This window comes from Paenarthrobacter sp. TE3676 (assembly GCF_056279165.1).
In genome coordinates, this window is sequence record NZ_JBWBQU010000005.1 from 191546 (window position 1) to 214336 (window position 22791).

Here is a 22791-nt window from a genome sequence, read left to right on the forward strand (position 1 = left end):
CACCAAACGCTCCAATGAGCCCTCATTGCGACGCTTGCTGCGACTTAGTTGGGTGAGTGGGGGCAGAATGGGAGGTGGCCCTCTTTGGGGGTCGCGTTTTCAAGAGGGCCACGGTGGATGGAGCAGGCATGCAAGTTGACGTTGTAGTTGTTGGCGGAGGAGCCATGGGATCGGCTGCCGCGTGGCAACTCGCCCGGGCGGGTCGCTCCGTGGTTCTGTTGGAGCAGTTCGAGGCCGGACACCACATCGGCGCATCCCACGGCGCCACCCGCAACTTCAACACCGCCTACGCCGAAGCCGACTACCTGGACCTCCTCGCCGAATCGAAAATCCTCTGGGACGAGCTCGCGGCAGAGCACGGCGCACCGCTCCTGGACATGGTGGGGCTTGTGAACCACGGAAATGTTCCCCTCCTGCAACAGGTCCGGGAGGCACACGAGGCCCGGGGCATCGAAAGCTACTTCATCTCCCCCGACGAAGCCGCTAACCGTTGGCTCGGGATGAACTTCGCCACCGATGTCCTTTTCGTCCCGGGCTCGGGCCGGATCCGTGCGGCTGACGCCCTGACGGCACTACGGAAATCAGCTGAAGCCCACGGTGCCGTTTTCAAATACTCGACGCCGGTCAAGGACATCCGTGTCACGGGCGGCGAATCAGCGGTGGTGGTAACGGAGGAAACGGAGTACACGGCCAGCCGCGTGGTGGTCACCGCCGGTGCTTGGACTCCGAAACTCATCGGCAAGCTCACGGATCTTCCGGCCTTGGTGGTGACCCAGGAGCAGCCGGCCCACTTCACGCCCAGAGATAACACGCTGGTGTGGCCGAGCTTCAACCACAGCCCGGACCCCGATCCCAACAACGAAGCCTACGAGTACTGGTACAGCCCCGTCTACGGGATGCTCACCCCCGGCGAAGGCGTCAAGGCGGGCTGGCACGGAGTCGGCCCGGTCATGGATCCTGACGAGCGCACGTTCGAGCCCATCCCCCACCAGATGGAAGCTTTGGTGCGGTACGCAGAAGAGTGGCTTCCCGGCGTCGACCCTTCCACCGCGGTTCCCATCAGCTGCACCTACACCACCACGCCCAACGAGGACTTCGTGCTGGACCACTTCGGTCCGCTGGTGGTGGGCGCTGGTTTCTCGGGTCACGGTTTCAAGTTCACGCCCGCCATTGGCCGGGTGCTGAAGGACATCGTCGACGGCGGTGTGGCACCTGAGCGGTTCCACGCGGAACGCTGAATCCTCGTTTAAAAGCAACCGGCCCGCAGGCAATGCCTGCGGGCCGGTTGCGTTATGCCAGGACTACTTCAGGGTCGCGAGGACCTTGTTGAACGTAGCCGACGGGCGCATGATCTCAGCGGCCTTGGCAGCGTCCGGACGGTAGTAACCGCCAAGGTCGACGCCGGGACCCTGGACTGCGGCAAGCTCGCCGACGATTGCCTCTTCGTTGGAGGTCAGGGCTTCGGCGATTGCCGCGAAGTCCTTGGCCAACTCGGCATCCTCGGTCTGCTTGGCCAGTTCCTGGGCCCAGTACGTGGCCAGGTAGAAGTGGCTTCCGCGGTTGTCCAGCTCGCCGACGCTGCGGCGCGGGGACTTGTTCTCCAGCAGGAACGTACCCGTGGCGCGGTCCAGCGTGTCAGCCAGGACCTGTGCGCGGGCGTTACCCGTGGTGGTGGCAAGGTGCTCGAAGCTCACGGCCAGGGCAAGGAACTCGCCCAGGCTGTCCCAGCGGAGGTGGTTTTCCTTGACCAACTGCTGGACGTGCTTGGGAGCGGAGCCACCGGCACCGGTCTCGAACAGGCCGCCACCGTTGATCAGCGGAACGATGGAGAGCATCTTGGCGCTGGTGCCGAGCTCGAGGATCGGGAACAGGTCCGTGAGGTAATCGCGGAGGACGTTACCCGTGACGGAGATGGTGTCCTCGCCCTTGCGGATGCGCTCCAGGGTGAAGGCCGTGGCCTCAACCGGGGAAAGGATCTTGATTTCCAAGCCCTCGGTGTCGTGTTCCTTGAGGTACTCGTTGACCTTGGCGATGAGGTTGGCGTCGTGTGCGCGGGTCTCGTCCAGCCAGAACACAGCCGGGGTCTGGGAAGCGCGGGCACGGGTGACGGCCAGCTTGACCCAGTCGCGGACCGGGACGTCCTTGGTCTGGCATGCGCGCCAGATGTCACCGGGGAAGACCTGGTGCTCGGTGAGGACGTTGCCCTTGCTGTCCACGAGCTGGACGGTGCCCGCTGCCTGGATCTCGAAGGTCTTGTCGTGGCTGCCGTATTCCTCGGCGGCCTGCGCCATGAGGCCCACGTTGGGAACAGTGCCCATGGTGGTGGGATCGAACGCACCGTTGGCGCGGCAGTCGTCCAGCACAACCTGGTAGATCCCGGCGTAGGAGCTGTCCGGGATAACAGCCAGGGTGTCGGCTTCCTTGCCGTCCGGGCCCCACATGTGGCCGGAGGAACGGATCATGGCAGGCATGGAGGCGTCAACGATGATGTCCGACGGGACGTGCAGGCTGGTGATGCCCTTGTCGGAATCGACCATGGCCAGCGCCGGACCGTCTTCGAGGCCCTTGGTGATGGCTGCCTTGACGCCTTCGCGGACGTCCTCGGGCAGGTCTTCAAGGCCGCTGAGGATGGCTGCGAGGCCGTTGTTGGGGCTGATGCCTGCGGCTGCGAGCTGCTTGCCATAGGTGTCGAACAGCTCGGAGAAGTAAGCCTTGACCACGTGGCCGAAGATGATGGGGTCCGAGACCTTCATCATGGTGGCCTTCAGGTGTGCGGAGAAGAGGATGTCCTCTTCCTTGGCGCGGGCAACCTGTGCCTTGAGGAACTCGTCCAGGGCGTCGGCGCGGAGGACGGTAGCGTCCACAACTTCGCCGGCCAGGACAGGGAAGTCCTTCTTCAGGACCTTGGTGGTGCCGTCTTCGCGCACCAGCTGGATGGTCAGGGAATCGTCAGCCTTCAGGACAACGGACTTCTCGTTGGAGCGGAAGTCGTTCTCGCCCATGGTGGCAACGTTGGTCTTGGACTCAGCAGTCCAGGCACCCATGGAGTGCGGGTTCTGGCGGGCGTAGTTCTTCACCGACAAGGGGGCGCGGCGATCCGAGTTGCCCTCACGCAGCACCGGGTTCACAGCGGAGCCCTTGATCTTGTCGTAGCGCGAGCGGATGTCCGTCTCGGTGTCCGAGGAGGGGTTGTCCGGGTAGTCCGGGAGGGCGTAGCCCTGGGCCTGGAGCTCGGCGATGGCAGCCTTGAGCTGCGGCACGGAGGCGCTGATGTTGGGCAGCTTGATGATGTTGGCTTCCGGCTGCTTTGCCAGTTCACCAAGCTCAGCAAGTGCGTTGCCCGTGCGCTGTTCTTCTGTCAGGAAATCACCGAAGACGGCGATGATGCGGCCGGCCAGCGAAATATCGCGGGTCTCCACCTCTACTCCTGCGGTCGAGGCATACGCTTCAACGATCGGCAGGAATGAGTAAGTTGCCAGCATCGGCGCTTCGTCTGTGTGGGTATAGATAATCTTGGCCATTGGCGGGGTTCTCCCTGAAAGTCTGCAGATTTCAACATCTCTAACTTACCCGAGTAGACCGTTTTGACGGCCCTTCGTGTCCGGGATCACTCTCTGCGTTACCGCTCACAACAGGGACCAACACCCGACGGCGGCCCGGCCGCCGCTGCTGCCCGCCGTCGTCGAACGCTGCCTCTGCCTTCGGAATCCGGGCGCGCAAGCATGGCCCACCTAGCCTCAACTGGAAGTGACAGCAAATTATCACAAACTATGAAACATCTCTTTACAAACTTGTCATACGTTCGATACCTTCAATTCCGTCAGTCGGCGGTCGCCATCACTGACCGCCTCACTCCCTCGATAGGTAGGAACAACGTGACAAAAACCAAGACCCTGGCCACAAGCCTGCTGAGTCTGTCCGCTGCCGCAATCCTGGCGCTGGTTGGAACCACCAGCGCAAATGCGGCTCCGGTAAACACCACAGACTCCAGCGGCGCTGCGGTCAGCAGCCATGTAGTGTCGGACGCCGGCGCTGCAGACTACTGGACGCCGGAACGCATGAAGAATGCCAAGTCCGGCGAAATCCTTGCCGCCAAAGCACTGGAACGCGGCAAGCTCCTCAACCTCGGCAAAGCCCCGGTCACTGAAGCCCCGGGCGCCCCCAGCAGCATCGCAGGCCAGCAGGCAGCACCCGATTCCAAGACCATCGACCGCAAAGTGAACCAGAGCGAGACGCCGGTCAAACACATCGGCAAGATCTTCTTCACCCTGGGCGGCTCCAACTACGTCTGCTCAGGCAACTCCGTCACCGCAACCAACAAGAGCACCGTGTCCACCGCCGGACACTGCCTCAACGAAGGCCCGGGCGCCTACGCCACCAACTTCGTCTTCGTTCCCGCCTACCTCAACGGTGCTGCACCCTACGGGAAGTGGACGGCAAAGGCGCTGTACGCCCCCACCCAGTGGGCTTCCAACGGCAACATGCAGTACGACACCGCGTTCGCCGTCATGAACACCCTCAACGGCCAGCGTCTCGCCGACGTCGTAGGTTCCTCCGGCGTCCAGTTCAACGCAGCCCGCGGCCTGAGCTATAAGGCCTTCGGCTACCCGGCAGGCTCGCCCTTCAACGGTGAATCGCTCAAGAGCTGCTCCGGCAAGGCCACCAACGATCCCTACAACCCGCAGTTCAACAGCCAGGGAATCCCCTGCAACATGACCGGCGGGTCCTCGGGCGGCCCGTGGTTCATCGGCACCAGCTCCACCGGCTACCAGAACTCCGTGAACAGCTACGGATACGGCAGCAACTCCACCACCATGTACGGCCCGTACTGGGGCACCGTCATCCAGTCCACGTACAACACTGCTGCGGCGGCTTCGTAGCGCTTCTGATGTATCTGGCACGTCCCTGTTAAGTACGTGTTAAGCACGACGGCGGCCGTCCCCTTCCGGGGGCGGCCGCCGTTGCGTTATGGTGCTTTTGCCATGCTGCTGGGACTGCGGCCCAGTGCTTCTAGTGGAAGAAGTGGCGTGCGCCGGTGAAGTACATGGTGATGCCGGCGGCGTTGGCTGCGGCGATGACTTCCTCGTCGCGGACGGATCCGCCCGGCTGGACGACGGCGCGGACACCGGCGTCGATCAGGATCTGCAGCCCATCAGCGAACGGGAAGAACGCGTCCGAGGATGCAACGGCACCGCGTGCGCGCTCAGGTGCGTCGCCACCGCTGGTGTTGGACGCGCCGCCGGCACCTTCGACGTCGGACTCCACCGTCACGCCCAGCGTGTTGGCTCGCTCGACGGCCAGGCGGCAGGAGTCCAGGCGGTTGACCTGGCCCATGCCGATGCCCACGGCTGCACCGTGGTTGGCGATCAGGATGGCGTTGGACTTGGCAGCGCGGCAAGCGGTCCAGGCGAAGGCGAGGTCCGCGAGCGTTGCTTCGTCGGCGGCTTCGCCGGCAGCGAGGGTCCAGTTGGCGGGGTTGTCGCCGTCGGCGTCTACCTTGTCGCTCATCTGGACCAGGACGCCACCGGAAACCTGGCGCATCTCGGAGGGGTAGCGGCCGTAGCCCTCGGGCAGGGCGAGGAGGCGGATGTTCTTCTTCTTGGAGAGGATCTCCACGGCTTCGGGCTCGAAGTCCGGGGCGATGACAACCTCGGTGAAGATGTCGGCAACCGTGCGGGCCATGCCGGCCGTGACCGTGCGGTTCGCAGCGATGACGCCACCGAAAGCGGAGACGGGGTCGCAGGCGTGGGCCTTGGCATGTGCGTCGGCGATCGGATCTGCAGCGTCGGCGGAACCAACAGCGACACCACACGGATTGGCGTGCTTGATGATCGCGACAGCAGGCTCAGCGAAGTCGAAGGCAGCGCGGAGGGCAGCATCGGCATCGACGAAGTTGTTGTAGCTCATGGCCTTGCCGTGCAGCTGGTCAGCCTGGGCGATGCCGGCCGGAGCAGCCCTGTCCACGTAGAGCGCGGCCTGCTGGTGGGGGTTTTCGCCGTAGCGGAGGACCTCGGAGCGTTCCAAGGACAGGCCTGCGTAGGCGGGCCAGTCGATGATGCCGTCGCCGTCTTCGTCCAGGAACTGGCTGGCAGTCCACGTCGCAACAGCGGTGTCGTAGCTGGCCGTGTGCGCGAAGGCCTTGGCAGCCAGGCGGCGACGGGTGTTCAGGTCGAAACCGCCGTGTGCTGCGGCGTCGACTACTGCGCCGTAGAAGTTCGGGTCCGTGACAATGGCGACGGCGGCGTGGTTCTTCGCGGCCGAACGCACCATCGCGGGGCCTCCGATGTCGATCTGCTCCACGACGTCATCCTGCGCTGCGCCGGACTTCACGGTCTCGACGAACGGGTAAAGGTTCACCACAACGAGGTCGAAGGTCTCGATCTCCATGCCAGCGAGGGTGTCCATGTGCGCCGGGACGCGACGGTCAGCCAGGATGCCGCCGTGCACGCGCGGGTGCAGGGTCTTGACGCGGCCGTCCAGCATTTCCGGGGAGCCGGTGACTTCTTCGACTTCCTTGACCGGGATGCCTGCGGCGGCGATCTTCTTGGCGGTGGAGCCGGTGGAAACGATGGCGACGCCCGCTGCATGCAGGCCCTTCGCGAGCTCCTCCAGTCCCGTCTTGTCGTAAACCGAGATCAGTGCACGGCGGATGGGAACACGGTCAAGCTGCGTCAAGCTCACAAAAGTCTCCGTCTTAGTTCGCGTAGATGTCGCGGGTGGTGTCGCGGGTGGTGGGGATACGGAGAGTTTATCGTGTTTCGTGGTTGGTCCCGTTTTGCGTCTTGGCACCCCCTGCGTTGCGAGGCCCGCTCAGCACCCAAAACCAGCCCCACACCCTGCACACCAGGCCCCACAAACCCACCGCCTGCGTTGCGAGGCCCACTCTGCACCCAAAACCAGCCCCACACCCTGCACACCAGGCCCCACAAACCCACCCCCTTACGACGCCGGCCCGCGCCACCCGCGCGACACCAACGCATCGCGCACCTTACGTTCGGCGTTGGCCCATCCACCTTTCATCTGAACATCCGAGAACTTCAGCACGATCCACCCCATTGCTCGAAGCCGGTCGTCGCGTTCGATGTCCTTACCCCACTGCACTGGGTCGGATCGATGATGATCCCCCTCATACTCCATGGCAATTTTGTATTCCTTGTATTGGAGGTCCGGCGTGGATACGTACCTGCCTTGTTCATCGAAGACGGGCTGCGTGACCGCTGGTTCCGGCAGCCCGGCGTCGACGATTTTCAACCGCAGCCGGGATTCCTGAGGAGAGTCCACCCCGACGCGCAGCAACGGCAGTATCTCCCGGGCCATCCTGATTCCCTTGACCTTCGGCCGCCGGTCAATGACTTCCTGGATTGCCTCGATCGAAGACAGCGGATTCTCCCGAGCCAACAGAAAGTCGCCGGCCGCCACGAGCGAAGACCGCCCCATGTGCCGGGCCAAATCCATCCAGGTCCACTCGGGCGACGTCAGTTGCACCCCGTTCACTGCACGAACGTCTCGGGCCAGTAACGGTGCTCGATGCCCGACCACGCCGCGACGTTTGACCCGCCCGATCTCGTGTCGTCGCGTCACGTGAATAACGCCGTTGTTGCCCTCCTCCTCGAGATATATCGGAAGGGGGATCGACCAGAGGAGCGCAGCGGTCACATGGCTGACCGCACAACGGGGAGTGACGGCCGTGTGCAGCCGTGCAAGTAGCGCCACGTTGGGGCTATCGCTCCGGTCAAGCCGGATTCCCCGGCTGGGTGTGGTGAGGCCTGCCGATTGCAGCCTCCCGCGTGGCACGCCGGCCGCGTAGGCGTCGCTGATAAGGAAGCCTTCCGGGTTGATCTCCGACGGCAAAGGCATAGGTTTCCGCATTGGACCATGCTCGCCGGAAACGGCCAGCAGCGTTGCGTTATCCACAGATTTGGCCCCTGAAGGACGCTGCGACTATTCCTCCACAGAAGTTGCGAGGCCCGCTCTGCACGCAAAGCACACACAATACCCTGCAGAACTGGCCTCACAACGCAGGGTCCAGGCATTGCGAGGCCCGCTCTGCACGCCATTTACGGGGTTTACCGCGCAGAGCGGGCCCCGCAACATAGGGTTGATCCATGGAAGCCACCGAGGTCGTTCTTGTTGCCGATGTAGGGAAGAGCCGTTGCCGCGTGGAGTTGCGCAGCGGCACGGAGTTGCTGGGCGCCGCCGACCAGCATGGCTTCCCCGGGGTTCACGTGGACAACGGGCCCGCCCTCGCGTTCGAGCTCCTCCTTGAAACCGTGAGCCTGTTGCCACCCGGGCTTCCCCTCAGCGCGATCACCAGCGTTGGCGCCGCAGTTGCCGGCGTCGAAGCGTCCGCGGAGAAGTCCCAGGAACTGGCCACCATGTTGTCCCGAAGGTTCTCGGTTCCTGCAGCGGTCCTCTCAGATGCGACGGCCGCCCAACTCGGCGCTCTCCAAGGTGCCCCCGGCACTACGCTCATCGTGGGCACGGGTGCCGTGGCCTTCCGCTTCGATGAAGCCGGCGTCCTGCACCGGGCCGACGGCTGGGGGCCCTATCTGGGTGATCGTGGCAGCGGACGATGGATCGGTCAGCAGGGTCTTCAGGCAGTTCTTGAAGCGCACGACGGCGGCCCGGCTACGTCGTTGTCAGCTGCAGCCGGCGCTCTGGTGGAGTCACCGGACATGCTCCCGGGGTGGCTCGCCGCCAACGAGAACCCCTACCGGGCGATGGCCCGTTTCGCGCCGCTGGTTCTGCACGCAGCGGAGGCGGGTGACGCCGTCGCACATGGCATTATCGGGGAGGCTTGCCGCATCCTGACCCGTACCGTGGGGCTCGCATCCGGCGGCGACAACGGCAGCACAACCCGTGTGGCGTTGCTGGGCGGAGTGGTGGGTTCGGACTTCTTCGCGGCGCTCTTGCGGAAGTGCCTTGCTTCGGCTGGGATTGAGGTGGTTGCACCGCTGGGCGATGGTTTGGACGGTGCTGCCCTCGCTGCGACGCGCCGCGGGCTCATCCAGGAAAGGTACATCCACCGTGACGGAACAAACTGGCCCGACTAACGCCGACAAATTAGCGGGCCTGCGTACGGAACTGGCAGGATTGCAGACCGAGGCCACGGCCGAGGGCCTGGAGAACCTGGACATCCTGGGCACCCAGGAACTGGTTGCGGCGATGCTTGCGCACAGTGCAGGAGTACACGCTGCCGTGGAGGCTGCGAGTCCCGCCATTGTTCAAACCGTCGACGCCGTTGCGGAGCGGCTTCAGCGCGGTGGCCGTCTTTTGTATGTGGGAGCCGGAACGGCCGGACGGCTGGGTGTGCTCGACGCGAGCGAATGTCCGCCGACGTTCGGCACTCCGCCGGGACTCGTCGTCGGACTTATTGCGGGCGGAGTGCAGGCGATCCAGAAACCGGTTGAGTATGCCGAGGACAACGCGACTGCCGGTGCGCGCGACTTGCACGACATCAACGTGACCGAAGCCGACGCCGTCGTGGGTATTACGGCCTCGGGCCGGACGCCCTACGTGATCGGCGCGCTGGAAGAAGCGCGGAAGCGGGGCGCGTTTACGGCGTCGCTGGCGTGCAACAAGGGCTCGGCCGTTAGCCACCTGGCGGATGCCGCGATCGAGGTTGTTGTGGGTCCGGAGTTCATTGCCGGCTCCACCAGGCTGAACTCGGGCACGGCGCAGAAACTCGTCCTCAACATGATCAGCACGTTGGTGATGGTGAAGCTCGGCAAGACCTACGGGAACCTCATGGTGGATCTGCGGGCCACGAACGAGAAGCTGCTGGCCCGCTCGCAAAGGACCGTCCAGCACGCAACCGGCGTGTCCGCCCAGGAAGCCGCCGCAGCGCTGGACTCCGTTGGCGGTTCAGTGAAGGCAGCCATTTTGGTCCTCCTTACCGGCATCGAGGCTGGTCAGGCCAAGGGTGCCTTGGAAGAAGCCGGCGGTTTCCTGCGGAGGGCCATCGAGAACCAGAAGTAACGCGGTCGGCGGGGTTAGCCCAAGCGCATAAAGTTGCATGCAGGAGGGCAAATGAATACATACACGGCCGTGCCCAGCGGCGAACAAGTTGTGCAGGAACTGCCATGGCGGTGGAAGGTCCAAGGACGGATTTTCCTGATCGGCGGGCTCGGGTTCATGTTCGACGCCTGGGATGTCACGCTCAACGGCATCCTGATTCCGCTGCTGTCCAAGCACTGGTCGCTGCAACCGGCTGACGCCGCGTGGATCGGCACTGCCAACTTGATCGGCATGGCTGTGGGTGCGTTCGCGTGGGGCACCATCGCGGACACCATCGGCCGTAAAAAGGCGTTCACTGCCACCCTCCTCATTTTCAGCATCTTCACAGTTCTGGGTGCGTTCTCCCCTGACATCGTATGGTTCTGCATCTTCCGCTTCATGGCCGGCTTCGGCTTGGGCGGCTGCATCCCTGTGGACTATGCCCTGGTGGGTGAGTTCACACCCCGGAAGCAAAGGGGCAAGGTGCTCACGGCCATGGATGGTTGGTGGCCGATCGGCGCTGCGCTCTGCGGTTTCGTCTCGGCGGGGCTGGTTGCGGCCTTTGGCGACTGGCGGCTCACCATGCTGATCATGGTGCTGCCGGCGCTGCTCGTTTTCTGGGTTCGGCGTTCGGTGCCCGAGTCGCCGTTGTTCCTGATTCGGGCGGGCCGACGTGCTGAGGCGGCTGCGGTGATTGATGGTTTGGTCGAGGCAACCGGTGCAGAGCCGCGCGCTTACAGCCTGCCCGAACCACAGGCCGCGCCGCGTCTCTCCCCCGGCAGCGCGTGGACGCAGCTCCGGCGGATTTGGCAGTTCAACTGGAAAATCACGACGGCGGCCTGGGCTTTGTTCTTCAGCGTCCTGTTGGTTTACTACTTGTCGCTGACGTGGATGCCTCGGATTCTCATCGGCGCCGGATTCGAGGAGTACAAGGCGTTCGTCACCACGGCGAGCATGGCCGCCGTCGGACTTTTGGGCGTCATTGTTGCAGCGCTGCTGGTGGAGCGCGTGGGCCGCAAGTGGATCCTCGCCATCACTGGTCCGTTGTCCGCGCTGACGCTGGTGATCGTCGCGATCGTGGTGGATGTGCCGTCGGCCGCTGTGTTCTGGCTCCTGGTGTTCGGCTTCGTGGTGCAGGTGGCCATTCCTGTGCTCTATGCGTATGTATCCGAGCTGTACCCGACCGAGCTCCGCGGCTCGGGCTTTGGCTGGGCTTCGACGTTCTCGCGCATCGGTGCGGGCTTCGGCCCCTTGGTGTTTGCCTCGTTCTTCTGGCCGGAGTTCGGCTTGGCGCAGTCGTTCGCGATGGCTGGTGGCCTGGTGCTGCTGTCCGTTCTGTGGATGGCGTTCTTCGCTCCGGAGACCAAGCAGCGAGTCCTCGGGTAACCCAACTAGGTAACAGCAAACGTCCCATTGAGCGCTCAGTGGGACGTTTGCTGTTACCTAGTTGGGAGCCCACCCATGCTGCTCCAGCGCCCTCCGGACCTTGGCCACGGCGGTCGTCGCGCCCGTAGACATGTGGCGCTTGGAGATTCGCACAAGGATCCATCCGGCACGGCTGAAGTCCTCCTCACGGGCAATGTCCCTCACTATCTGCTCCGGATCCGAGTGGCCCTCACCTTCATATTCGACGGCGACCCGCCGCTCGCGATAGGCCAGGTCCGGTTGGCGCACGACGCCGGGACCTAGTTCTGTGCGCACGTTTACTTCCGGGGCGGGAAGCCCAGCCCGCTCAAGCGCCAGCCTCAGTCGCGTTTCGGGGGCAGAGTCGGCCCCCACGCAGGCTTGCTCCAAAGCGAGGCGGGCCTTCCGAATACCCGGTGTCCCCCAGTGCCGGTCCAGCATTTCTTCGAGCTCATCCATGGTGCAGTGTGGCTCACCGCGACCCTCGAATTCCGGCCTGGGAATGCGGAGCAAGTGATCGGCCACAACCGTGATCTCGTCAATATCCATCTTCCGCGCGCAATCCAGCCACGTCCGGGCCCGGCTGGTGATAAGCAGGCCATTAAACATGGTGATTTCATCCTCGAAGAACTGTCCCCTATGCCCGATCACGCCCCGGCGGCGAGGGATCCCGACGGTGTCAGGGCGGGAAATGTGAATACCGGGCTCATGGCTGCGCGGGAGGAAACCGGGAAACCCCCAAAGAAGGAACGCCGTGGCATGCGAAGCCGCGGAGAACGGCGTGACCAACGTCAGGGGTCTGGCGCGATCGGTCAATGGCAGCTCGTCAAGGGAGCCGGGTATGTATATCTGACGGCTTGGTGAGTCCAGATCCCGGTAACGCAGGCGTCCAACTGACACTCCGGCGTCGAGCGCTTCCTGCCTTGTAAATGGTTTCGAAGTGAGGTCTGCCGGGAGCGGCCGCGAAGTCTTCATCAGCCCATGCTGACAAATGCGCCGAGGACTTGGGGAGTTATCCACAGCCCTTCGCCCCTGCCACTCAACTAGGTAACAGCAGACGTTCTAATCAGGGCTCATTGCGACGCTTGCTGTTACTCAGTTGGGTAAGGGGTCGGCGGCGAGGTCCGCCAGGGTCTGGACCAGCAGGCGGCGCTCAACTACCTTGATGCGCTCGTGCAGGGATTCTTCGGAGTCCTCGGGCAGGATGGCAACGGCTTCCTGCGCGATGATGGGGCCGGTATCCACGCCGGCGTCGGCCCAATGCACTGTGCAGCCCGTGACTTTGACGCCGTATGCGATGGCGTCGCGCACTCCGTGGGCGCCCGGGAACGATGGCAGCAGCGCGGGGTGGGTGTTGACGTACTTGCCGCCGAAAGCGTCGATGAAGTCGGCGCTCACGATCCTCATGAAACCGGAGGAAACCACCACATCCGGCTTGTAGGACAGGACTTTGTCGCGCAAGGCTGAATCCCATTCGGCGCGGGTTTCAAACGAGTTGAAGTTGACCACGAACGTCTCAATACCAGCCTCGTCGGAGCGCTCTACGCCGTACGTATCGGGCCGGTCGGCGCCCACAGCGGCGATCTCGACATCCAGTTCACCCGACTTCACGGCGTCGATGACAGCCTGGAGATTTGAACCGGTACCGGAGACGAGGACAACAATGCGCATTGCACTAGCTTATGGGCGGCTCGCGTAGGCTGGAAAACATGAATCCCGACGTCGGTTCCAAGCCGAGCCAACAACCCCGCTCCGAGGCCGAAAAGTCCGCCCTCGGCGTGAGCCAGAACCTCTTCCGTGCTTTCCTTTTGGCGGCTTTGGGCGCGTTCTTCGTGTTCTCACTGAACGTGAACTACGTGTGGTTGAGCGCCATCCTCACGCTCGCAGCTTTGGTGTTGGGTATCGTCGTCCTGGTACGGACGTTGAAGCACAAGCACCCAAAACTGATGCTGTTCGGAACTATTTCGGGCCTGGTTGTCACGGCCGTTATGTGCCTGCTGATCCTGACATCCGTGCTCTTCTTCAACCAGGTCAGCACGTACCAGGACTGCTCACGCACGGCGCTGACGGAATCCGCCAAGACACAGTGCCTGACGCAGCTTGAGGACTCGATGCCGGGGCCGCTGCGCTAGCCCAAGGTTACTGAGCGAACCCGCTCAGGCGTGTTCGTCGTCGTACGCTACTTCGTCGAGGTTGGCCTCGCGCAGCTTCTGGCGGCGTTCCAGCCACGGCCCCACGGCATAGCCAATTACGACGCCGATGCCCACTTCGGCGGCCAGCCAGGCTGCCGTCCACATCGGGTGGGGTCCGATTTCCGTGAGCCGTCCAATTCCTGCAGAACCCCGTGCGATCCACGCCAAGGCCCCGCCGAGAAGCCCTGCAACGATGCCTATGAACGCGCCCAGGAACAGGGTGGAGGCGGTAGCCGTGAACCAGCGGGCTTTGATCTTGATGGAAAGCCACTCGTCGAAATGGTTCTCGCCTTCACGCAGGAACCACCAACCCGCCAGGATGCCGGCGATGACGGGAAGCGCCAGGGCCATGGCACCGGCGTCGAGCTGTCCCGCGGGAAGTGCCCCAAGAACCGGAACCGCCGGAAGCGGTCCGACGGCGGTACCCAGCGGACCCGCTGTTGAGCCGACGCCGAGTGAGAAGCCTGCACCGGTGGACCAGGACAGGGCGAAAATGACGAGGTTTGGCAGGAAGCCGAGCTGCGCGATGGTGAGCACGGCACCACCCATGGCGCCCGCCTGCAGACCTTCGTAGACGGCAATGATGTCCGTCCAATGCCACACGATGGTCACAGCCAGCAACAGCGCGGCCAAAGAAACGGAAGCCATCGTCGCTACGAAACCGGCCTTCAACGCCGAGCCCACATATGAGCCGGCCCAGCGGGAATGCTGACTGGTCTTTGCGAGCCAGGCGACGGCGTCGACGCCGATCAGTCGGCTCCACGAGCCCGCTTCGCGTCGGGCGCCCACGATCATGCCGAGGCCGAAGGAGATCAGCGGGATGGTCATGGCGAACCACAGGTTAATGACGACTTCGGGGGTGCGGCACACGAATCCCGTGGCCGTCCCGAATGCTGCGTACACCACGAACGCGCCAAGGAACGCCTGCCACAGTTGGTCGGTGTACGACGCCCGGGCGAGTCGACGGCCGGCACGCCAAGCGAGCAGGAACGGAATGAGTGTCAGGCCGAGCGGGATGAGGGACAGTAAACCCGAACCGGGTTGGGCAGCAGTGCCGAGGTTGACGTGCGCCAACTCCAGCGGGACACCGTGGATCAGCAGCCATGCTTGGCCGGCCAGGCGCGCCAAGGCGTCCACGTTCCGGTTCTGGAATCCGTCGGTAGCCCACACTCCCACCAGCGGAAGAATCACGACAATGGCTGAAATGAACGCTGCCTGAGCCGCTTCCAAACCACCCTGTAGCCAAAGGGGCATCGGGAGGCCACGGTTTCCGGTCTGATCAGCGCGCAGTTTCATCGTGATCTATCGTGCCACGGTAGGCAGCACTCCCCCGGCAGGCACCCCTGAAATACAGGGAATTCCAGCGCTTTTTCCCATGGGCCGCCGTAAAATGGGAGGTGTTCTCCCGGGGACGGAGCCCTCAATGACCACCTCAGCTTCGCCCCGCCCTGCACAGGATTTGAAAGGCCCGGAAACAATCGAAGCCGGGAACTAGGAGCGGCCAATGGATAGGTGTCACAACTCATAACAGAAAGTCGTACTAGCAGCTGGTGCAGCCGCCTTGGGATTCTTTCCAGAGGCTGCACCAGCCTTCTTTTGCTTGACTCCCAGCGCCGCACAAGTCGGTCCGCGCCACGCAATCCGGTCCGCGCCGCGCATATACGCTCTCGACGCGCACATCCGGGTGGAGTCAACGGGTATCCGCGGCCCGCAGGAATTTGGGTGACAGGAATGGTCGACGGCGGGCGTTAATTACGTGCCAACCCCGCCGCCTGTCAAAGCTGGGGCCCGTAGATGAACTCCTTGGCATGGTTGACGGCCTTCTTGAAGGCGTCGTTGCGGAGAGTCACCTGCTCCCCACTGGCTCCCCCGCTCGGTTCCATGAACGTCGTTGGCCCTGGGCGGAGCATCCAGATATCGCCGGCGGGCGGCAGGTAGAACACGCCGAAGGAGCGGTGCTCGGGGTCGTCGGTCCAGATGGGGACCACGGCGACGGCAGCCCCGGTGTCCGGATTGATCCATTGAGCACGCGGCATGGGTTGTTCGTGGACTTCGGGGTCCAGGAACGGGGCCGTCCCTCTCCCCCAGCGTTTCTCGAACCGCTCGTAGAACGCTGGAATGATGTGACCGTCGTACGGACGCCAAGCACTCATGGATTACTCCTCGGTGATCTCATATTGCGGGGTGAAGGTTCCCAGCGGGGTGGCCCAAACGCGAGCGGCGTCTGGTCCCTTTCGCGGCCGGCAGACTCTCGTCCCGGGGTAGGTTCGCGCCGATGGAACCGGACCTTCACCGGCGTTCCGCCCGTACCGCCCCTTCCGCTCTTACCGTCAGGACTCAGCCGCGCACTGTCGTATGCCGCCCGCTTCCCCGGGTCCGACAAAACGACGTATGCCTGCATGATGGCGTGCAGTTCCTGGAGGTCGGACGCGGAGGTGGTGTCGCCGTCGTCGACCTTTTGGCGTGTGTCCGGGTGGTGGGTCCGTAGCAGGGTGCGGTAGGCGCGGGTGATCTCCCGGGCCGTCGCGTCCGGCGACACGTGGAGAGTGGCGTAGTGGTCAGGTTGGGTGCTCAATGGTGTTCCGGTTTCCTGCTGCGGGTTGGCGATGGCCCCCGGCCTGGACCGGGGGCCATCAATCGGGAGACGACGGGCGGGGGCCGCTTTCATGTGCGCTAAAAAACGCTGTGACGTGGCGCGAAGCCTGCGCCCTACTATTCCGATGCGGCCGCCTCCGTTGTTCCCGGCTGACGCCCTGCCGGTTGGCCACCCCGGGTGAGCCTTCCGGCAGGGCGGACGGGATTAGGCGTTGATTTCCTGCCTCTGCCCGCTGGATTGGATCTCGATGCGCCGCGGCTTGGCCTTCTCGGCGACGGGGATGCGGAGTGTGAGCACCCCGGCGTCGTAGCTGGCTTGGACGCCGTCGGTATCCAAGGTGTCACCGAGGATGAGCTGCCGGCTGAAGATGCCCTGTGGGCGCTCGGCGGCGATCATCTCGGTGTTCTCGCCTGCGGGCGACTTGCGTTCTGCCTTTACCGTGAGGACGTTCCGTTCGACGTCCAGCTCAACTGAATCAGGGCTTACGCCGGGCAGATCGAAGGCAACAACAAATTGTCCGTCCTCCTGCCATGCATCCATCGGCATTCCGGCCGGGCGTGCTGTTGTGCCAAAAACCTGTTGGGCGAGCCTGTCGAATTCGCGGAACGGGTCAGTGCGCATCAGCATTTGGTTCTCACTCCTTTGGTCTTGATGCTGATTCTGTTGTTCGTACCAGCCTGCTCGATCCGGCTAGATCTATGGTGGCTGGTATAGATTTTTTATAGCACCGGTGAGAGAGTTGATGCAAGTAGTTTTCGGGAAGATTTTTGGAGGTCTTTGATGGCAGCTTCGGATGTTGAGACTGCCGCTGAAGAGTACGACGGCGGAGGGTCGGCTTCCGGTGCGGACGGCACCTCGGGTGAGGGTTCGACTAACGACCGGGACGCGCGCGGGGTCTACGCGATCTCGGTGGCAGCTGAGCTCGTCGGCACAGGGCAGCAGAACATCAGGCAGTACGAGCGCAAGGGCCTGCTCACCCCGGAAAGGACCGACGGCGGCACTCGCCGATACAGCGAAAGCGACCTTGCGACGCTACGCAGGATCGGCGTGTTGTTGGACGAGGGGCTGAACTTGGCCGGCGTGAAACTGGTGCTCGAGTTGGAAGCGGAGAACCGGGGGCTAACGGAGGACAACCGGGGGTTGGCTGACGATAATCGGGGGCTGCGGGCGGATAACCGGGGTTTGCGGAAGGATCTGAAGCGGGCGCGGGACGCGGACATAGGAGCTGGCCGTGCGAGCAGTATGGATTCTTGACAATCCCTCGGTGCGTTCAAAGGAAGTCAGCGCCAACGTGCGAGCTTGATAACACCGACCTTTATGGTATGGATGTGGATCTTTTGAAAATACTCCAGAGCTTGCTCTATCTTCTTGGCGGAATTCTCCCGCTAGTAGGCCTCCTACGCGCCTGGAATGTGGTCAAAGAGCCTGCAAAGAGGTACGAATATCGGGAGAACCATATTGCAGAATTGCGCGCAAAGCGCGGAAGGTTGGAAGCGGGCACGCAGCGACATTACCCCCAGTTCACACCGCGAGTCGCCGAAGCTTGGCATACGGCACGCTTGGAAGAACTGGATCCGTGGGGAGTGAAGTACAACGCCAGCGACTTCATTCTGGGTTTCAGTAGCAACAGCGCCTCTGCCTATGCCACGTTTCTGAAGTTGAAGGGCGACATATCATTCGTGGGTGGCGGCATCCTATGTGCAACCGCGGCCAGCGTCTGGACTGTTTGGTAGTTAACGACGCAGCGGCCTGTCGGCTAGGCTTCAACAAACTGGGCCCCGCGAACTCGGGTATGTCCCGGAACTTGCGCCACGGTGCATACTTTTAGGGTGGCCAACCATTGCATCCGGGGTAAGGCGAACCCCACACAAACAACGAGATATCGACTCTGGGCGGACTCCGCTGGATACTGCCAGAATCCGAGCTGTAAGCGCACCCTTTTCGTAGATTTGGAAACCGGCGGCGCGGTTCACTTCGGCGAAATTGCTCACATTATCGCCGCTAGACCTCACGGCGCGCGTGGCAATGAGGACGTCGCCCCTGAGGCTTTGGGCCTCTGGGACAACCTCGTCCTACTCTGTGCGAACTGCCATACGGTCATTGACAAAGCGCCGAAGGAATACCCTGTTGACTTGCTTCTGAGTTGGAAGGACGGGCGCCAATCAGCAGTCGAAAGTGCACTCGGGATCGCAGCTTTTCCCACTCGGGCAGCGGCGCGCTCCGCGATCGAGCCTTACACAACGCAAAACCGCTATATTCACCGCACCATAGGCCCGGACAATGAGTACCGCTTCGATCCCGAGGCAGAGGAAGCTGCAATGTGGCAGCATGAAGTGGAAGCGACAATCATCCCAAACCACCATCGGATCCTTCGCATCATTGACGCGAACGCACGACTGCTCTCCCATGAAGAAAAGGAGACGGTCGCCGCCTATCGCAGCCACGTGAAGGGCATGACTTACCGCCATCAGGGCGAGGGCGGCCTGAAGACAGTTCGCTACCCCAAGGAAATGGAGTTTCTCTTTGCCGACCGTTGATGATTTTGTTTTGTCCTCGTACCTGTCAATGGATGATGATCTAGTGGTGGGTGTCGAAGCCGACGGCGATCATGTGCGAATCTCGCGCGCTTCCGACCGTCCAGTTCGGTTTGGGGTGGTCAAGCAACGGGACGTCACCGCATGGGACATTGCCCATCTCTTCGATGGCGATCTCGACTTTGTCGTGAACATTCCTAAAATTGGCATTTTCCAACAGGATGCCATCGAGCTTTGTGAATCAGCAAAGGTCGCCTGGGGCGGCCTAGCCGATAGCATGCGCGCGCTTCGCTTGTACGACGACCCACAGATGTTTTTCCCCCCCGCCCTTAGTTTTGTGTGGGAAGGTCTAAACCGGCATACGCGCGTGGACAGCGTCTCGTTTGTAGATAGTCGCCGACTCTTGGTCACCAGAAAGGGAGCATTGCCGCCACTGGTTCTCTATATCGAGCCTGGATACCAGGCGGAGGTCACGTCGGTCCGGTATGCTCTCGATAGGTGCTCTCCGTTCGACATTTTCGTCGCAACTAACCCAAACGCAGGGCCGACACGCCAAGCGGTCACTGCTGCGCTGGGCGCTGGGGTTGAGATACTGCAGTGGGCGGACACGCTCGGGCGGCTCTGGCGATGATTGGCGACGAACTTGTGCGTCTCAGAGAACTAGTCGATCGACATCCCTCCATCGACCTCTACATTTTTGGGTCATGGATTCATGGACCTTTTCCCCCGACGGACCTAGACGTGCTGGCGGTATACGAAACGCTGGAACTATTCAGCAAGTTCAGCGCAGACCTTGATAGCCAGCAGTTCGCCCCCTTTGTTGACTTGGTAGCGATGATGCCTGAAGAACTTCGCGGTTCAGGGTTTCTGAGAAGGTCAGGTGCCGTCCCCGTCTCTCAACTGACCGGAGATATGGCGCCCTTTGCTGCCCAACCATCATGATTGCTTAAAGGCGATAACTGCCCTATTCGTCGCGGCCCTCGAGAATACCTGCACCGACATGCTTGATGGTGAGTAGCTGAGCCACTGACGTTGATGGCTTCCTCCGTCGGAAGGCTACGCTTCCCCGCGCTGAAGTCATATGGCTTATTCCCAAACGTGCCCGAACCAGCCTCCAGCAAAAATGCAGATCTGCAGATGAAATGCTCTCAGCACGCAGTCGCCAAGCCAACCAACCCACCTGTTAACCAACTCTTCCCCCACAAGCCACCCGTTCGAACCCACAAAGCCAACCGCCGCGACCACCGTTGTAGGCGTGAGGATCGCAATCGTCGCCGAATCATTCCTGCCACTGATGAATGGGGTAACCCACTCGATACTGCGGGTGCTGGAGCATCTGCAGGAGCGCGGGGATGAGGTGATGGTGATCGCGCCGTCGACGTCGGACACTGATGTTTCGAGCGTCGAGAAGGGTGCGTATGTGCACCGGCTTCCTTCGGTGCCGCTGGCCGGTTACACGAATGTGCGGGTTGCGTTGGGTGGTGTGAATCGGGTCAAGCGAATCCTTGCCGATTTCTCCCCCGACGTCGTGCACCTCGCTTCCCCGTTCGTCCTCGGCTGGCGCGCCGTGCAGGCCGCTCATCAGCTCGACATCCCGACTGTAGCGATCTACCAAACCGAGGTTCCCAGCTACGCCGCCCGCTACGGTGTGCCGTTCCTGGAGAACTGGGCCTGGAACCGCGTGGACAACATCCACCTCCTGGCCACCCGAACCCTGGTGCCGTCAACGTTCGCGCTGAACCAGTTGCGCGGACGCGGCATCCTGCGCGTGGACATGTGGCGTCGCGGTGTGGATACCGCGCGTTTCAACCCCGCTAAGCGTTCGACGGCGTGGCGCAGCTCAGTGGCGCCCGACGGTCACCGCATCATCGGCTACGTCGGCCGGCTCGCCGTCGAGAAACAGGTTGAGGATCTGGCCGTATTGGCGGATTTGCCGAACACGAAACTGCTCATCGTTGGTGATGGCCCGCAACGTGAAGCGCTTCAAGCGGCCCTGCCGAACGCCCACTTCGCCGGATTCCTCGGCGGGGATGCACTGGCTCAAGCTGTCGCCGGCTTCGACCTCTTCGTCCATCCCGGCGAGTTCGAGACCTTCTGCCAAACCATCCAGGAAGCCATGGCATCGGGCGTTCCCGTGGTCGCGACCGGCCGCGGCGGCCCCTTGGACCTCGTGGAGAACTCACGTACCGGCTGGCTGTATGAGCCCGGCAACCTTGGCCAGCTGCGCGGCTATGTGCAGGACTTGATCGGCGACGACGCCAAGCGCCGCGCGTTCGCAACGGCAGCTACCGCTTCGGTGCAGGGCCGGACGTGGCCTGTCCTCAGCGCAGACCTGGTGCGCCATTACAACGAAGTCATCTCCGGCGTGCCCAGCGGAACAATCGGGCCCAGCGAATTCACCTCAAGCAAAGGACCCTCCTCATGAAAATCTCCGTGATCGGCTGCGGCTACCTCGGCGCAGTCCATGCAGCAACGCTCGCTTCGATGGGCCACACCGTGGTGGGTATCGACGTCGACTCCTCCAAGGTTGAGCAGCTCAACAAGGCGATGGCGCCCTTCCACGAACCTGGACTAGATGAGCTCCTGAAAGATGGACGCACCACCGGTCGGCTCGTGTTCACCACGGATTTCGCGACTGCCGCTGATGCCCAAGTCCACTTCCTCTGCGTGGGTACCCCGCAGTCCAAGACCTCAGACACAGCCGACCTCTCATACCTGATGGGCGCTACGAAGAGCCTCCTGCCGCACCTGACCAAGGGTGCCGCCGTCGTGGGAAAATCAACAGTGCCGGTAGGCACGGTGGAGTCTCTCCGCGCAATCCTGGCTCGTCGCTCGGACGTGTTGCTCGGCTGGAATCCCGAGTTCCTGCGTCAGGGCACGGCCGTCAAGGATTCGCTGGTGCCTGACCGCCTGGTTTACGGCGTCCCCGGCGGCAAGGGTGCCGCAGCAGGCGCGCCGATTACTGCAGTGCTGGATGCGGTGTACGAGCCGCTGATCAGCGCCGGTATCCCGCGGCTGGTCTGCAATTTCGCGACGGCGGAGCTCATCAAGTCGGCCTCGAATGCGTTCCTGGCCACGAAGGTCAGCTTCATCAACGCGATGGCTGAACTGTGCGACGCGTCGGGCGCCGACGTAAGCGAGCTCAGCGAAGCGATGGGCTTGGATCCGCGCATCGGCAACAGGTACCTGCACGCCGGGCTCGGTTTCGGCGGCGGCTGCCTGCCCAAGGACATCAGGTCATTTCGGGCGCAGGCGCGCGAGCTTTCGGTGCCGTCGGTGGATGAGTGGATGGCCCTGGTTGATTCGGTGAACCTGGACCAGCGTTCCCGAGCTGTGGAGGTCGCCCGTGAGATGTGCCGCGGCTTCCTGTCCGGCCGCACGGTGACAATCCTTGGTGCCGCGTTCAAGCCCGACACCGACGACATCCGCGACTCTCCCGCCCTGGACGTCGCCCAACAGCTCGCGGCCGCCGGCGCACACGTGACCGTCACGGACCCCAAAGCCATCAACAATGCCTGGATCCGATACCCGCAAATCCGCTTCGAAGCCTCCACCAAACGCGCCCTCGAAGGCGCCGAACTGGTGCTGCTGCTCACCGAATGGGACGAATACGTATCGCTCTCGCCCGTTGTTGCGGGAGCACTCGTACGACGCCGGATGGTGCTGGACGCTCGCAACGTACTGGACGCTGAAGCTTGGCGGAGCGCAGGTTGGACGGTCCGCGGTTTGGGGACGGGTGCTTCGGTTGTTGGCGCTGACGGAGGCCAGGCCAAGCCCGCCGACAGGAACAAGCACGCACGAGCGTAGGTTTGTTGGCAGCCGGTTACCTTTGGTGCTGCGTCGCTTCGTTCAGTGACAGCAGGCTGGCCTCGTCGGGAGAGGTATTGTCCACGGCTCGAGTAGCTCGCAACCACGGTTGAGCGCTCTCGAAATAGAGGCGTTGCCCGCCCACGTACCGCTGCATCGACGGATGGTTTGGATCTGGGTTTCCCCCATCCCTTATTGACATTCGCCCTGCGGTCTCAGTGAATGGGACGTCAAGAAAAATCGAGTAGTCCCAGCGCCCAAA

Annotated in this window: 21 protein-coding genes; 12 read left to right on the top strand and 9 right to left on the bottom strand. The window is 62.8% G+C overall.

What is annotated here, in order from left to right:
* Positions 1–128: 128 nt before the first annotated feature.
* Complete coding sequence (locus tag ACZ881_RS13705) at positions 129–1238, top strand: FAD-dependent oxidoreductase (protein WP_476116217.1); 1110 nt, start codon at positions 129–131, stop codon at positions 1236–1238.
* 63 nt (positions 1239–1301) lie between these two features.
* Here the strand turns inward: ACZ881_RS13705 and ACZ881_RS13710 are convergent, their stop codons facing one another.
* Positions 1302–3521 carry an NADP-dependent isocitrate dehydrogenase gene (locus ACZ881_RS13710; RefSeq protein WP_476116219.1) on the bottom strand — a complete coding sequence of 740 codons (2220 nt, stop codon included), beginning with the start codon at positions 3519–3521 and terminating at the stop codon, positions 1302–1304.
* Between the two features lie 249 nt (positions 3522–3770).
* Between ACZ881_RS13710 and ACZ881_RS13715 the strand changes: the two genes are divergently transcribed.
* Positions 3771–4880, top strand: coding sequence for a trypsin-like serine peptidase (locus tag ACZ881_RS13715; RefSeq protein WP_420180442.1), 1110 nt, complete (start codon positions 3771–3773; stop codon positions 4878–4880).
* 130 nt (positions 4881–5010) lie between these two features.
* On the opposite strand, the gene purH is transcribed toward ACZ881_RS13715, so the two are convergent.
* Complete coding sequence (gene purH / locus ACZ881_RS13720; RefSeq protein ID WP_476116221.1) at positions 5011–6681, bottom strand: bifunctional phosphoribosylaminoimidazolecarboxamide formyltransferase/IMP cyclohydrolase; 1671 nt, start codon at positions 6679–6681, stop codon at positions 5011–5013.
* A 258-nt stretch (positions 6682–6939) separates the two neighbouring features.
* Complete coding sequence (locus ACZ881_RS13725; RefSeq protein ID WP_476116223.1) at positions 6940–7914, bottom strand: endonuclease domain-containing protein; 975 nt, start codon at positions 7912–7914, stop codon at positions 6940–6942.
* A 191-nt stretch (positions 7915–8105) separates the two neighbouring features.
* Here ACZ881_RS13725 and ACZ881_RS13730 point away from each other — a divergent pair, with 191 nt between their 5' ends.
* From ACZ881_RS13730 to ACZ881_RS13740, 3 genes are read left to right on the top strand one after another with little or no spacing between them, the layout of a single operon-like run.
* Entirely contained in the window at positions 8106–9053 is a 948-nt protein-coding gene (locus tag ACZ881_RS13730) for an N-acetylglucosamine kinase (RefSeq protein WP_476116225.1), read from the top strand.
* On the top strand, positions 9028–9978 hold the full coding sequence (murQ, locus tag ACZ881_RS13735) for an N-acetylmuramic acid 6-phosphate etherase (protein WP_476116227.1): 951 nt from the start codon (positions 9028–9030) through the stop codon (positions 9976–9978). Before ACZ881_RS13730 ends, murQ begins: the two co-directional genes overlap by 26 nt.
* Before the next feature lie 51 nt (positions 9979–10029).
* Positions 10030–11382 (top strand): MFS transporter, encoded by a 1353-nt coding sequence (locus tag ACZ881_RS13740; protein WP_476116228.1) that lies wholly within the window; start codon positions 10030–10032, stop codon positions 11380–11382.
* Positions 11383–11439: 57 nt separating this feature from the next.
* Here ACZ881_RS13740 and ACZ881_RS13745 read toward each other — a convergent pair whose 3' ends face one another.
* On the bottom strand, positions 11440–12375 hold the full coding sequence (locus ACZ881_RS13745; RefSeq protein ID WP_476116230.1) for a hypothetical protein: 936 nt from the start codon (positions 12373–12375) through the stop codon (positions 11440–11442).
* Positions 12376–12495: 120 nt separating this feature from the next.
* Positions 12496–13071 (bottom strand): phosphoribosylglycinamide formyltransferase, encoded by a 576-nt coding sequence (gene purN, locus ACZ881_RS13750; RefSeq protein ID WP_476116232.1) that lies wholly within the window; start codon positions 13069–13071, stop codon positions 12496–12498.
* Between the two features lie 11 nt (positions 13072–13082).
* On the opposite strand from purN, the gene ACZ881_RS13755 reads away from it, so the two are divergent.
* On the top strand, positions 13083–13532 hold the full coding sequence (locus ACZ881_RS13755) for a hypothetical protein (protein WP_091465976.1): 450 nt from the start codon (positions 13083–13085) through the stop codon (positions 13530–13532).
* A 24-nt stretch (positions 13533–13556) separates the two neighbouring features.
* On the opposite strand, the gene ACZ881_RS13760 is transcribed toward ACZ881_RS13755, so the two are convergent.
* The 4 genes from ACZ881_RS13760 to ACZ881_RS13775 form a co-directional block, all read right to left on the bottom strand.
* A complete protein-coding gene (locus tag ACZ881_RS13760) occupies positions 13557–14888 on the bottom strand; it encodes a cell division protein PerM (protein WP_476116234.1) in 1332 nt (443 codons plus the stop codon).
* A 479-nt stretch (positions 14889–15367) separates the two neighbouring features.
* The gene (locus tag ACZ881_RS13765) at positions 15368–15745 is read right to left on the bottom strand and encodes a hypothetical protein (protein ID WP_179019331.1); all 378 of its coding nucleotides are present in this window, start codon (positions 15743–15745) and stop codon (positions 15368–15370) included.
* On the bottom strand, positions 15742–16260 hold the full coding sequence (locus tag ACZ881_RS13770) for a J domain-containing protein (protein ID WP_476116237.1): 519 nt from the start codon (positions 16258–16260) through the stop codon (positions 15742–15744). The genes ACZ881_RS13765 and ACZ881_RS13770 overlap by 4 nt, the downstream gene beginning before the upstream one ends.
* Positions 16261–16392: 132 nt before the next feature.
* Positions 16393–16815, bottom strand: a complete 423-nt coding sequence (locus ACZ881_RS13775) for an Hsp20/alpha crystallin family protein (RefSeq protein ID WP_091465968.1) — start codon at positions 16813–16815, stop codon at positions 16393–16395.
* A gap of 153 nt (positions 16816–16968) precedes the next feature.
* Between ACZ881_RS13775 and ACZ881_RS13780 the strand changes: the two genes are divergently transcribed.
* The 6 genes from ACZ881_RS13780 (at position 16969) to ACZ881_RS13805 (ending at position 22529) form a co-directional block, all read left to right on the top strand.
* Positions 16969–17442, top strand: a complete 474-nt coding sequence (locus ACZ881_RS13780; RefSeq protein WP_476116239.1) for a MerR family transcriptional regulator — start codon at positions 16969–16971, stop codon at positions 17440–17442.
* A 74-nt stretch (positions 17443–17516) separates the two neighbouring features.
* Positions 17517–17921 (top strand): hypothetical protein, encoded by a 405-nt coding sequence (locus ACZ881_RS13785; RefSeq protein WP_476116241.1) that lies wholly within the window; start codon positions 17517–17519, stop codon positions 17919–17921.
* A gap of 216 nt (positions 17922–18137) precedes the next feature.
* On the top strand, positions 18138–18725 hold the full coding sequence (locus ACZ881_RS13790) for a hypothetical protein (protein WP_476116243.1): 588 nt from the start codon (positions 18138–18140) through the stop codon (positions 18723–18725).
* On the top strand, positions 18712–19353 hold the full coding sequence (locus ACZ881_RS13795; RefSeq protein WP_476116245.1) for a hypothetical protein: 642 nt from the start codon (positions 18712–18714) through the stop codon (positions 19351–19353). Before ACZ881_RS13790 ends, ACZ881_RS13795 begins: the two co-directional genes overlap by 14 nt.
* Before the next feature lie 624 nt (positions 19354–19977).
* A complete protein-coding gene (locus tag ACZ881_RS13800; protein WP_476116247.1) occupies positions 19978–21147 on the top strand; it encodes a glycosyltransferase family 4 protein in 1170 nt (389 codons plus the stop codon).
* On the top strand, positions 21144–22529 hold the full coding sequence (locus ACZ881_RS13805; protein WP_476116249.1) for a UDP-glucose dehydrogenase family protein: 1386 nt from the start codon (positions 21144–21146) through the stop codon (positions 22527–22529). The genes ACZ881_RS13800 and ACZ881_RS13805 overlap by 4 nt, the downstream gene beginning before the upstream one ends.
* The last annotated feature ends 262 nt before the right edge of the window (positions 22530–22791 follow it).